This is a genomic window from Cellulomonas sp. P5_C6, from assembly GCF_054049635.1.
Map to the genome: position 1 here is coordinate 1 of NZ_JBFULZ010000123.1, position 11,965 is coordinate 11,965.

The 11,965-nt window shown below is 72.3% G+C and carries 12 protein-coding genes; 4 read left to right on the top strand and 8 right to left on the bottom strand.

All coding sequences use genetic code 11. The features are described 5' to 3' along the window. Both ACXJKG_RS13950 and ACXJKG_RS13955 read left to right on the top strand, forming a co-directional pair. The coding region (locus tag ACXJKG_RS13950; RefSeq protein WP_456846347.1) for a class I SAM-dependent methyltransferase at nt 1-669 on the top strand (669 nt) is incomplete at its 5' end. Between the two features lie 588 nt (nt 670-1,257). Then, nucleotides 1,258-2,610 carry a DUF6421 family protein gene (locus ACXJKG_RS13955; protein WP_456846358.1) on the top strand — a complete coding sequence of 451 codons (1,353 nt, stop codon included), beginning with the start codon at nt 1,258-1,260 and terminating at the stop codon, nt 2,608-2,610. A gap of 23 nt (nt 2,611-2,633) precedes the next feature. On the opposite strand, the gene ACXJKG_RS13960 is transcribed toward ACXJKG_RS13955, so the two are convergent. From ACXJKG_RS13960 to ACXJKG_RS13990, 7 genes are all read right to left on the bottom strand, one after another. Continuing rightward, nucleotides 2,634-3,353 carry an ion channel gene (locus tag ACXJKG_RS13960; RefSeq protein ID WP_456846348.1) on the bottom strand — a complete coding sequence of 240 codons (720 nt, stop codon included), beginning with the start codon at nt 3,351-3,353 and terminating at the stop codon, nt 2,634-2,636. Between the two features lie 25 nt (nt 3,354-3,378). After that, nucleotides 3,379-4,170 (bottom strand): transglutaminase-like domain-containing protein, encoded by a 792-nt coding sequence (locus tag ACXJKG_RS13965; RefSeq protein WP_456846349.1) that lies wholly within the window; start codon nt 4,168-4,170, stop codon nt 3,379-3,381. Between the two features lie 44 nt (nt 4,171-4,214). Next, on the bottom strand, nt 4,215-5,396 hold the full coding sequence (locus ACXJKG_RS13970) for a hemopexin repeat-containing protein (protein ID WP_456846350.1): 1,182 nt from the start codon (nt 5,394-5,396) through the stop codon (nt 4,215-4,217). A gap of 99 nt (nt 5,397-5,495) precedes the next feature. After that, nucleotides 5,496-6,959, bottom strand: coding sequence for an SDR family NAD(P)-dependent oxidoreductase (locus tag ACXJKG_RS13975; protein ID WP_456846351.1), 1,464 nt, complete (start codon nt 6,957-6,959; stop codon nt 5,496-5,498). A gap of 84 nt (nt 6,960-7,043) precedes the next feature. Further along, nucleotides 7,044-7,805 (bottom strand): hypothetical protein, encoded by a 762-nt coding sequence (locus tag ACXJKG_RS13980; RefSeq protein WP_456846352.1) that lies wholly within the window; start codon nt 7,803-7,805, stop codon nt 7,044-7,046. A 25-nt stretch (nt 7,806-7,830) separates the two neighbouring features. Next, nucleotides 7,831-8,514, bottom strand: coding sequence for a class F sortase (locus tag ACXJKG_RS13985; protein WP_456846353.1), 684 nt, complete (start codon nt 8,512-8,514; stop codon nt 7,831-7,833). Further along, nucleotides 8,514-9,299, bottom strand: coding sequence for a hypothetical protein (locus tag ACXJKG_RS13990; protein ID WP_456846354.1), 786 nt, complete (start codon nt 9,297-9,299; stop codon nt 8,514-8,516). Before ACXJKG_RS13990 ends, ACXJKG_RS13985 begins: the two co-directional genes overlap by 1 nt. A 199-nt stretch (nt 9,300-9,498) precedes the next feature. Between ACXJKG_RS13990 and ACXJKG_RS13995 the strand changes: the two genes are divergently transcribed. Together ACXJKG_RS13995 and ACXJKG_RS14000 are read left to right on the top strand one after the other, a co-directional pair. Continuing rightward, nucleotides 9,499-10,911, top strand: a complete 1,413-nt coding sequence (locus ACXJKG_RS13995; RefSeq protein WP_456846355.1) for a glutamate decarboxylase — start codon at nt 9,499-9,501, stop codon at nt 10,909-10,911. Continuing rightward, the gene (locus tag ACXJKG_RS14000; RefSeq protein ID WP_456846356.1) at nt 10,908-11,753 is read left to right on the top strand and encodes a hypothetical protein; all 846 of its coding nucleotides are present in this window, start codon (nt 10,908-10,910) and stop codon (nt 11,751-11,753) included. Before ACXJKG_RS13995 ends, ACXJKG_RS14000 begins: the two co-directional genes overlap by 4 nt. 1 nt (nt 11,754) lies before the next feature. Here the strand turns inward: ACXJKG_RS14000 and ACXJKG_RS14005 are convergent. Beyond that, the coding region (locus tag ACXJKG_RS14005) for a nitroreductase family protein (protein WP_456846357.1) at nt 11,755-11,965 on the bottom strand (211 nt) is incomplete at its 5' end.

Below are 11,965 nucleotides of genomic sequence, written 5' to 3' on the forward strand. Positions count from 1 at the left end.
GGCGTGACCGGCCGGCGGCCCGACGCGGCCGGCCGCCGGGCGCTCGCCCTGTACCGGTCGGCGTCCCTCGGCGTCCGCGCGCACGTGACCGTCCGGTGGTTCACGGCGCCGTTCCCCGCCGTCGCGGCCGCCCTGCCACCGGCCGGCCGGGTGCTCGAGATCGGCTGCGGTCACGGGCTGTTCAGCGCCTACGCCGCCCTGCTCGACCCGGAGCGGGAGGTGCTCGGCGTCGACATCGACGGCGACAAGATCGCGGCCGGCGCCGTGGCCGCGCGCGACGTCGAGCGGCTGGAGCTCCGGCGCGCCCCCGACGGGGCCGTCCCCGCGGGCCCCTGGGATGCCGTGGTGTTCGTCGACGTCCTGTACCTGCTCGGCGCGGACCAGCAGCGGCGCCTGCTCACGGAGGCGGTGGCCCAGCTGGCGCCGGGCGGGCGCGTGGTCGTCAAGGAGATGGGCACCGAGCCGCGCTGGAAGGTCCGTTGGAACACGTTCCAGGAGACCGTGTCCGTCAAGATCCTGCGGATCACGGAGGGCTCCTCGTTCGACTTCGTCGACCCGCGCCGGATGGGTGGCTGGCTGACGGACCTGGGCCTCGTGGTCGAGCTGCGGCGCCTGGACGCGGGACGGGTGCACCCGCACCACCTGCTGGTCGGGCGTCGCGGCGACTGACCGCGTCTGGTCGTCGCCGGGCGCGGCCGGGGGAGCGACGACCGTTGACCGGACTGCGCGCGGAACGTACCGTGCAGTAACGCTGCCGTCCGAATGGTGAGATGACACATGAGCCTGTTCCCGACCGTCCACGCGACCGGTGATCTCCCGGCCTCGCACCGCACCCACCTCGAGGGCCACGGCCTGACGTTCGTGGGCCCGGACGACGATCCGGACGTCGTGCTCGTGCTCCCCGGGACGGCCCCCGTCGGAGGTGCCGGCGTCGTCGTCCTCGTCACCGGGTCCGAGCACGCCGCGACGACCGAGCTGCTGGCCGCTCGCGGCATCGTGATCCACGGGGCCCCCGCAGGGGAGCCGACGGCTCTCGTGCCGGCGGACCTCACCGGGGACGACCTCCTCGCGTGGACCACGGACCCGGTGCTGCCGGTGCGGGCGACCCTCGATGCCCCCGGTTCGCCGCTGCTGCGGATCTCGACCGGGAGCCAGGCCCTCGGTCCGGTGGTCGCGGCCGGGCAGCGCGACTCCCAGGGAGCCGTCCTGGCGCTCGGCGTCGACGTCACCGGATCCGCGGAGGTGCTGCTCAACGCGCTGATCTGGGCCGCGCGCCCGAACCTCGTCGACGCCCGGACCGCCGGCCGCTCGGACCTCGTCGCGCACCCGGCATGGGCTCGGCTCAAGCGGGACGTGACCGAGCTGCAGCAGATGCAGGTCCGCGACGGCTCGGTCCCGGACACCGAGCAGCACGAGCGGGCGCGCGAGCTGGTGCACGCGATCGGGCTGTCGCTGCACGAGCTCACGCCGTCGCTGCCGCACGACGAGGACTACCTCACCGCCGTCGGCAAGGACCTCACGCGCTGGGCCGACGCCGGGTTCGAGGTGCCCGACTTCCTCGACTCGTTGGTCGCGTTCCACCCCGAGCAGCAGCGCGTCGACGGGCTCCCGCACCTCGTCCTGTTCCCGATGTACACGCAGAACGGCAGCACCGACCGCCGGGTCGAGGCCGTGCTGCTGCAGGTCCGCTGGCCGGACCTGGTCGCGCGGCTCGAGGCCGAGCAGTTCAGCAACGCGCTGTTCGTGCCGGTGACCTTCCTCGACTTCACGCCCGGCTACGACACGAACTCCGCGGTGCTGTTCCCCGAGACCGTGGCGGTGCGCGAGGTGCCGACGTTCACGTGGGGCGCGATCTTCGCCGACCGCGAGGCCGCTCGGTTCCGCCGTGTCGTGCAGGCCGCCGCCGAGACCACGCGCCTGGCCCTGCCGCCCGACGCCGCCCGGCTGCTGACCGACCAGCATCTGGCCGAGGAGACGTTCGTCCTGTGGGACCTGGTCCACGACCGCACGCACATGCGCGGCGACCTGCCGTTCGACCCCTTCATGATCAAGCAGCGCATGCCGTACTTCCTGTACTCGCTCGAGGAGCTGCGCTGCGACCTCACCGCGTTCCGCGCGGCSGTSCGGCTSGAGRCCGASGGCGTCCCGCACGCMCGTTACGTGCAGTACGCSATCCTGTTCGACCGSCTSTTCCGGTTCCCCGTGACSGGCACGCGCGTGCGCAACTACGACGGGCTCGGCGGCCAGCTGCTGTTCGCCTGGTTGCACCAGCACCACGTGCTGCACTGGACGGACTCGCGGCTGACCATCGACTGGCCGCAGGTGCCCGACGCGGTGATCGCGCTCGCCGAGCAGATCGAGCAGCTGTACTGGCGCTCGATCGACCGCCCCAAGACCGCGCACTGGCTTGCCGCCTACGCGCTGGTGTCCGGCACGGTGACGCCGCACCCGGCCTCCGCGTGGGCGCGCGGCGACCTGCCGCTGGACGGCCCGCCGAAGGGGTTCACCGACGCGGTGCTGGACGACGAGTTCCCGCTGTCGATGTTCTACGAGGCGCTGTCGCGCAAGATCGGTGACGTCGTCGCGTCGACGAGCGGCATCACGGCCTGAGCGGACGCCCGGCACCGGTCACGTCATTCGTCGTGGCGCTCGGGCATGATCGCCTCGGACCGACCGCGGAACGAGGCCACGAGCCGGGCGACGAGGACGGCCAGGAAGACCTGGCCGACCATCGCCTCGAACGTCGCGATGCTGCGTCCGGGGAACGCGGCCGCCGTGTAGTCGCCGTAGCCGAGCGTGGTCAGCGTCGTGTAGCTGAAGTACTGGAACGAGCGCTGGTTGGCGGCCGCGCCCGACTCGAAGAACGGGTCGCTGTCGATCGCGGCCATCACGCCGAACAGGCTGGCGAAGAACATGCCGATGATCAGGTAGGCGCTCAGCGCCCCGGCCAGCGACTGCACCGTGACCGCCGAGCGCCGCACGACCCGGTCGAGGATGACCACGAGCGTCGTCATGAGGATCACGCAGACCACCGCGTCGAGCACGCCGTCGGACACGTTGCGCGGGAGGAAGGCGAGCGCGGCCAGGGCGATCACCGCGGAGGCGACCAGCACGATGCGGACGAACCGCTTCTGGGCGGGCATCGGACGGGAGGTTCGTACGGCGAGGCCGAGGGTGAACAGGTAGAGCACCATGACCGTGAGCTGCACCCAGAGCGCCGAGCTCAGCGCGTAGAGCACGTAGACGGTGACCAGCAGGCTGAGCACGATGCCGAAGTCGTCCTCGCCGAACCGGCGGGCGAAGAACGATCTGCGGGGCCGCGGGTCCGTGCCCGCCTCGTCCTCTTCCGTCACGTTGCGGAGGCTAGCAGCGGCCGGCTCAGCCGAGCGTGACCAGGTCCCGCACGTCGTCGTTCGGCAGGACGTCGACGACGGCGGTGACCTCGAGCTCGGCGAGGTCGGCGTAGCCGTGGTGGACGTTGAGGAAGGCGGTGTCGGAGGCGTCGCGCCCGGTCGCGATGCGGACCAGGCTGGTGCGCGGCGCGAGCGTCGTGGCGTCCACGACGTACCACTGCCCGTCGATGTTGGCCTCGGCGACCGCGTGGAAGTCCATCGGGTAGAGCCCCGGCGCGTACACGGAGACCAGCCGGGCGGGGACGTCGAGCGCGCGCAGCAGGGCGATGACGAGGTGGGCGTAGTCCCGGCAGACGCCCTCGCGGGCCAACAACGTCTGCACCGCGCCGTCCGTGGGCAGGCTGGACCCGGGCACGTACGACAGCCGCGAGCCCACCCAGGAGCTCACGGCGGCGAGCAGGTCGTACCCGTGCAGGCCCGCGAACTCGGCATACGCGGTCGGCCCCAGCGTGTCGGACTCGCAGTACCGGCTCGGGCGGAGGTAGCGCAGCAGGTCGGATTCCTCGGAGGCCACGGGGGCGGCCCGCCCGTCGACCGACGCCGAGTAGTCGAGGACGAGACGCCCGACCTCCGCCTTGACGACGTGCAGGCGGGTCCCGTGGTGGTCCGGTACCTCTGTGGCCTCGACCGGCGAGCCGTCGAGCGTGATGCGCAGCGACTCCCGGACGGCGATCTGCGAGKAGACGGCGAGCTCGAAGGCCAGGGTCGCGGGAGAGGTGACGTCGAGGGCGAGGTGGGCGGTGAGGTCGCGATGCACGCGCTCATCGTGGTGGAGAACCGGGCCGCGCGCCCGTCGGGCTGCTAGGCGAGCAGGGTCGCGATGTCCAGGGCGCCGGGGTCCCAGTGAGTCTCGGCGGGAACGTGCTGGTGCCCGCACCAGCCGGAGAACCGGTTCCACTCGTCGACCGTCATGCGGTTGGCCGGCGTTCGGTTGATGCCCGCGAGGTCGAGGAAGTCCCGGCCCGACCGCCGCGGGATCGGCACGAGCGCCTCGATCGAGCGCAGCACGCCGCGGATGAAGTCCAGCTGCGCCGGCGCCCACCCCGGGGTCTCCGCGGCCTTGCCGACGATCTCGATCTGCACGCAGCGGGCCGCGTTCTTGACCAGGGTCGGGCTGGCGCCGCCGAGCGACCGCGCCCCGGTGGCCAGGGAGTAGTGCTGGACGATCCTGCCGGTCAGCGGCTCGATGGTCAGCGTGGGCCAGAACTTCTTCTCGTCGAGGGTGGCCAGGGCTCCGGCGATCGTGCCTCCCTCGGTCGTGTGCAGGACCCCGCGCCAGGGCATCGGGACGTAGGCCGGTCCCGCGACGGTGGCGGGCCGCTTCTCGGCGGTGGGGAGCCAGACCTCGCCGACGGAGCAGGTGTCGACGACGGCCTTCAGCGGGCCGACGAACCCCGCCTCCGCCAGCCCCGGCCACTGCCCGGCGATCGGCAGCGGGTAGCCGTCGTCCACCTTCTTGTCCGTGAGGTCGTACCGCACGTACTGCTCGCCACGGAAGAAGTACGCCTTGCCGTTGCCCCACGCGATCGCGGAGTCGACCCCGTCGAAGCCCGCCTCGGCCACCCCGGGCCAGTTGCCCGCGATGGGCAGCGGGTAGCCGCCGTCGACCTTGTCCTCGGTCAGGCTGTACCGCACGTACTGGTCGCCGCGGAAGAAGTAGGCCTTGCCGTTGCCCCAGTTCATGGCGGCGTCGACGGACGCGAAGCCCGCCTCGGCGAGGCCCGGCCAGTTGGCGGCGATCGGGCGCGGGTAGCCGTCGGCCACCCGGTCGGGCTCCAGGTCGTACCGCAGGTACTGGTCGCCGCGGAAGAAGTAGATCCGCCCGTTCTGCCAGTTCACGGCCGCGTCGACGCCGTCCGCGAAGCCCGCCTCGGCGAAGCCGTGCCACTCGTCCGCGGCCACCGCCCCCGCACCCGCGGCGTCGTCCCCGCGGTCGTACCGGATCGTGCTGGTCCCGCTGAACATCCACACCGACGTGCCCATGTCGCGCCCCCTGGTGGGGGAGCGGCGTCATCGTCGACGCCGACCCCCGACTCGATGATGCGCGCGCTGATCACGCCTCGACAAGGATGACAAATCGGGTCACCAGGCGGAGCGCACGTAGTCCTTGAGGAAGCAGCCGAACAGGTCCTCGCCGGCCTCGCCGCGCACGATCGGGTCGTACACGCGGGCCRCGCCGTCGACCAGGTCGAGCGGGGCGTGGAAGCCCTCCTCCGCCAGCCGCACCTTGGTCGGGTGCGGCCGCTCGTCGGTGATCCAGCCGGTGTCGACGCTGGTCATGAGGATGCCGTCGGTCGCCAGCTCCGTGGCGCTGGTGCGCGTGAGCATGTTCAGCGCGGCCTTCGCCATGTTGGTGTGCGGGTGGCCCGGGCCCTTGTAGCCGCGGGAGAACACCCCCTCCATCGCGGAGACGTTGACGACGTACGCGCGGCCGGCCGCGGTCGCCCGCATGGCGCCCCGCAGGCGGCTGACCAGGATGAACGGCGCCGTCTGGTTGCACAGCTGCACCTCGAGCAGCTCCATCGGGTCGACCTGGTCCACGGTGTGCACCCAGCTGTTGGTCTCCGCCGTGTCGGGCACGAGGCCGCCGGCGTCGATCGCGGTGCCTGCGACGAGCCGCTCGAGCGAGGCGTGCTCGGCGCTGAGCGCGAGGGCGTCGACCCCCGGGCCGGCCGCGATGCTGGTCAGCTCCGTGACCGACCCGGCGAGCGCGACGGGGTGGGCGCTGCTGGTGCGGCCGAACGTGGTGATCTGCGGCAGCGGGCGGTCGGGCAGGGGCTCGAGCTCGGCGTCCGCGAGGTGCGTGTAGGCACCGGGGGAGCGCCGGACCGTCTGCGCGGCGTTGTTGATGAGGATGTCGAGGGGACCCTGCGCGGCGACGGTGTCGGCGAGCGCGACCACCTGGGCGGGGTCGCGCAGGTCGATGCCGACGATGCTCAGGCGGTCCAGCCAGTCGGCGCTGTCCGGCATCGCGGCGAACCGGCGCGCGGCGTCGCGCGGGAACCGCGTGGTGATCGTCGTCGTCGCGCCGTCCCGCAGCAGGCGCAGGGCGATGTACATGCCGATCTTCGCCCGCCCGCCGGTGAGCAGCGCGCGCTTGCCCGTCAGGTCGGTGCGCGCGTCCCGCTTCGCGTGGTTGAGGGCCGCGCACGCCGGGCACAGCTGGTGGTAGAACGCGTCGACGTCGACGTACGGCTCCTTGCAGATGTAGCAGGGCCGGGCCTTCAGCAGCGTCCCGGCGCTGGCGCCCTGGACAGTGGACACCAGCGGGATGCCCTGCGTCTCGTCGTCGATGCGGCCGGGGCTGCCCGTGGCCGTGGCGTGGATGACGGCGCGGTCCGCGGTGCTGATGGCGTCGCGCTTCTCCGCGCGACGCTGCTTCTTCGCGGCCTTGAACAGCGCGGACGTCGCGCGGCGGGCCAGCGCGAGGTGGGGGTGGTCCGAGGGGAGCACGCTGATCTGCTCGGCGACGCGGAGGAAGACCTCGAGCTCGGCGGGGTCGACGCCGTCGGTGGTCTGCGGGCTGGTGAGCGTGGGGGCAGTCATCGTGCGGATGTCCTAGCTGGTCGTCAGAGAAATGGCCGACGGGCAGGGGAGCACGAGAGCCGGGCGCGCGGGGATCGGTCGATTCTACCCGTCGGCCCCGGGGGACCCCGCGGGACCCTCGACGGGGGTGCCCCCGAGCAGGTCGCGCCAGCGGTTGTGCCGCGCCGTGTAGTCGGCGTCGAACCGGTGCTCGGCGCGCGCCAGCTTCTTGTCGCGGTACCGGCGACGCGCCCACCACGACCCCGGCTTGGCCAGCCGGATCGCGCCGACCCAGGCGATCAGCGGCACCACGATGCCGAGGATGCCGGTGGAGAGCTTGCCCTTGAGGATGCAGAAGGCGGCGGCGGCCATGTGCGACAGGACGACGGCGGTGTAGATCCATCCCGGCGTGCCCTCGGTGCGCGTCTGGCCGACGGGCGAGACCCCGAGCAGGATGGCGCCGCCCAGCGCGGCGCCGACCAGGATCGCGTCGATCRACTTCCGGCCGTCCGTCGACCAGTACACGTCGTCGAGGTGGAACCAGAGCGCGAACTCGTCGAGCGTCAGGGCCGCGCCGGCGCCGAAGCCCAGGGCCAGGAGGTCGATCCACGGCGAGGCGGGCGTGAACCGGAACACGAGCAGGCCGCTCACCAGGACGAGCAGGATGCCCCAGACCTGGTGGTGCACGTGCACGCCGCCGATGTAGACGTCCTTGACCGGTCCCGGTGCCGCGGCCTGCGCCGCCTGGCGGGCGTGGATCCGGCGGGTGATCGTCCGCACCAGCGCGAACGTCACCAGGAACCCGACCAGTGCCCAGAGTGCCGGCGAGCGTCCGGTCTGCACGAACGTCTGGCCGTACCAGTCCACCCGTCGACCGTAACCGGGCCGTGCCTCAGGCGCTGAGGTGGGCGAAGACCACGGTGTTGTCGGTGTAGTGCCCGGTGCTCCGGTCGAACCGCCCTCCGCACGTCAGGAGCCGCAGCTCCGGACCGGTGGTGTTGCCGTAGACCTCGAGCGTCGGGAAGTCGTCCTTCGGGAACGCGCGCACGCTGTCGACGACGAACGTCGCAGTCGTGCCGTCGGCGCGCGTGACGAGAACCTGCGCCCCGGCGGCCAGCCGTCCGAGCTCGTGGAACACCGACGGGCCGTGCACGCCGTCGACGTGGCCCTCGATGACCGCGGGGCCGACCGCACCCGGGCGCGGAGAGCCGTCGAACCAGGCCGCCTTGTCGTAGTCCGGGCCGGGTTGCGGGACCTCGAGCGTGCCGTCGGCCTGGACGCCGACGGTCAGCAGGTCGGACGCGATCCCGAGCGACGGGATGCTCACCTGCACGGGGAGGGGCTGCTCGGGCTGCGCCGTCGTCGGCACTGGTGCCGGGACCTTCGCTGCCGGAGTCGGGCGCGCCGTGGCGACGGCCACAGGCTGGGGAGGGTCCAGCTGCTGCGCGCGCAGCCCCACGGCGAGCGCGGCGCCGCCGCCGAGGACGAGGACCGCCCCGGCGATCGCCGCCCACCAGCGCGCAGGACGACGCCCGGCCGTCGGCCCCGGGCCGTCCGACCGGGCGTCGTCGGCCATCAGCGCGTCGCCGTCGCCGACGCGGTGCGACGGCGGACCAGCAGACCGGTCCCGGCCAGCAGCGCGATGCCACCGGCCGCGAGCAGCCCGGCGTCCTGGACGCCGGCCGTGGAGCCGCTGCCGGTCTGCGCGCCGCCGGCGGGCATGGTCGACATCTGCGAGGACGCCAGGACCGCGCACAGGGCCGGGTCAGTGGCCTCGGTGGGCAGCGACGGGTCCAGGTCGGACTTCGTGTCCCCGTCGTACTTCCCGTCGTTGTTGTAGTCGACGCCGTGGATCACGACGACCGACTTGCCGGAGACGATGGCGTCCGCGACCTCGGGGGCGATCGTGATGGAGCCGCGCTCGTAGTTGAGCTTGCCGCCGGGCGCGGTGTCGAACCGGTCGACCGCGAGGCCGGACGCGGGGGAGGTGTCGCCGGTCTTGGTCAGCGACACGACGATGTCGCCGTACGCCGGGCCGCCGTCCGTCGTGTTGAGGTGGCCGACGTCGCCGTTCTTGTCGTCGCTCGCGGCCGGGCACTCGTGGCGCGCGTCGGCGCCGAAGTGGATGTGCGCCGCGTGCGGGTTGTCCGGGAGCAGGCCGTAGGCGGCGAGGTCGACGGTGAGCGTGGTGCCGGAGACGGTGGCCATCGCCGTCCCGCCGCCCTGGACACCGTTGAGCGCGACCGGGGCGAGCGTGCCCTGCGCCGATCCGTCGGCGGCCGAGGCGGGTCCGGCCAGGGCGATCATCGTCGCCAACCCGAGTGCGGGTGCGGCCAGTGCGAAGCGCGTGCGTGCCTTCATGACGGAGGACCTCCTGGGTCTCGTGGCCGTCCCCGTGCGGGGGCGGCCTGACCGGTGAGGTTCGGAGCGCGGCCCGGCGCGGATGGGTCTCAAGACAAACCGGACAGATCGGCCCGGGCGAGGATAGGTTCGATCACGCAGGTGCCCGCCGGGGACGGCAGTCAGCCACAGCTCCGGACGGATGAACTGGAGGAGCACAGTGAGCGAGACGCCCGACCCCTACGGCCCGATCCATGGGCGGCCCAGCTTCCGGGAGCACATCGACCGCGGCACGTTCCCGGAGCACGGGCTCGAGCCCGACGAGGCCTACGAGCTCCTGCACACGGGGCTCATGCTCGACGGGCGCGAGACGCTGAACCTCGCGTCGTTCGTGACCACCTGGATGGAGCCGCAGGCCGAGCGGCTCATCCACGACACCATCCGCAAGAACCACATCGACCACGAGGAGTACCCGGCGGCGTCGCTGATCGAGGAAGCCTGCGTGCACATGCTGGGCGACCTGTTCAACGCGCCGGACTCGACCCAGGTGGTGGGYGTCGCGACGATCGGCTCGTCGGAGGCGATCATGCTCGGCCTGCTCGCCCACAAGCGGGCCTGGCGCGACCGCCGGCGGGCCGCGGGACTGCCCACCGACCGGCCGAACGTGGTCTTCGGCGCGGAGACGCACGTCGTGTGGGACAAGTTCGCCAACTACTTCGACGTCGAGATGCGCAAGATCCCGATGAGGCGGGACCGGTTCGTGCTGAGCGCCGACGACGTCGAGGCGCACATCGACGAGAACACGATCGCCGTGGGGGCCGTGCTGGGCACCACCCACATCGGTGAGGCGGACCCGATCGAGGAGATCAACGACCTGCTGGTGCGGATCAAGGCCGAGAAGGGCTGGGACATCCCGCTGCACGTCGACGGCGCCAGCGGCGCGTTCATCGCCCCGTTCAGCGAGCCGGACCTGCTGTGGGACTTCCGGCTCGAGCAGGTGGCGTCGATCAACGTCTCCGGGCACAAGTACGGGCTGGTCTATCCGGGCGTCGGGTGGCTGATCTTCCGCGACGCCTCGAGGCTGCCCGAGGACCTGGTGTTCAGCGTGAACTACCTGGGCGGCGCGCAGCCCACCTACACGTTCAACTTCTCCCGCGGCTCGGCCATGATCCAGGCCCAGATGTACAACTTCCTGCGGCTAGGGCGCAGCGGGTACACGTCGATCGTCCAGACCATGCTGGCGAACGCGAGGTTCCTCAACGAGAGCCTCGAGGCCAGCGGCAAGTTCGAGATCCTCAACCAGGGGCTGGCCGAGCCGGTGGTGACGTTCACGATCAAGGGGGACCCGGGGTTCGACGTCTACCACCTGTCCGCGCGGCTACGGGAGGACGGCTGGATCGTGCCGGCGTACAGCCTGCCGCCCGACGCCGAGGACGTGCACCTCATGCGCGTCGTCGTCCGTCTGGACCTGAGCCGGCTGATGATCGAGCAGCTCCTGCGAGACCTGCACGCGGCGTGGGACGCGCTCGTCGCCGAGCAGCCCGTGCAGCGGCCGAGGGCCAAGCCCGACCTGTGGACGTCACCCGGTCATGCCGCGGCGAAGAGCAAGGCGCGCACCGGCCTGGGGCAGTGACCTCGACCGTCCCGGACCTGCCCGCGGGCTGGCGCGTCCTGGGCACCCGCGGGCCGGCCGGCTTTGTCACGCACGCCGTCCTCGCGCGCCCGGACGGCACCGAGGTCGAGTGGACGTCGCGGCGGCACCGCAAGGGCCTCGGCCTTCGGCTGGCCGGGGTCCGCGCGGAGGGCGGCCGGGCCAGCGCGATGAGCTGGCGGATCGGCTCGCTCTTCGCGATCGGCTCGGTCTGCTTCGCCCTCGGGTCCGTGCCGGCGTACTTCGACACCGTCGACCCCGGGATCGTCGCGGGCACCTTCTTCGTCGGCTCGATCTTCTTCACCAGCGCCGGGTACCTGCAGTTCCACGAGGTGCTGCGGGCGCCCGGAGGGGTCCTGGCGGAGTCGACGCGGCCGAGGCCGCTGGCGTCCCTGGTGGGGTGGAAGCCGCGGCGGATCGACTTCTGGGCCGTGCTCGTCCAGCTGGTCGGCACCGTGTTCTTCAACATCAGCACCTTCGCCGCCATCCAGAGCGACCTGACGACCGAGCAGGCCAAGCGGCTGGTCTGGGCGCCCGACGTGTTCGGCTCGATCTGCTTCCTCGTCGCCAGCTGGCTGGCCTACTCCGAGGTCAACCGGGGGATCCTGCCCCGCTCGGACCGGTCGATCGGGTGGCGGATCTCCGCGCTGAACATGGTCGGGTCGATCGCGTTCGGCGTCTCCGCGATCGCCGCCCGCTACCTGCGCTCGACCGGGGAGCTGGCCAACCTGGCGCTCGTGAACCTCGGCACGTTCCTCGGCGCCGTGTGCTTCCTGCTCGGCGCGGTGCTGCTGCCCGTGGAGTCGGCGAAGGACCGGTCCTGACTCACCACCCGTCGAGGTGCCAGACCTCCTCGAGCGGCTGGCGCGGGGCCGGCCGGAACGTCTCGCCCGTGTAGTACGCCGTGGGGATCAGCGCGCCCTGACGGACGTCGGCGGGGATCCCCAGGAGCTCGGCGACCTCCCGCTCGTGCGCCAGGTGCAGCGTGGTCCACGCCGTCCCGAGTCCCCGCGCCCGCGCGGCGAGCATGTAGCTC

Excerpts from the sequence above, each read along its gene's own strand:
- ACXJKG_RS13990 (WP_456846354.1), bottom strand. The coding sequence starts at position 9,299 with ATGAAGGCACGCACGCGCTTCGCACTGGCCGCACCCGCACTCGGGTTG.
- ACXJKG_RS13985 (WP_456846353.1), bottom strand. The coding sequence starts at position 8,514 with ATGGCCGACGACGCCCGGTCGGACGGCCCGGGGCCGACGGCCGGGCGT.
- ACXJKG_RS13970 (WP_456846350.1), bottom strand. The coding sequence starts at position 5,396 with ATGGGCACGTCGGTGTGGATGTTCAGCGGGACCAGCACGATCCGGTAC.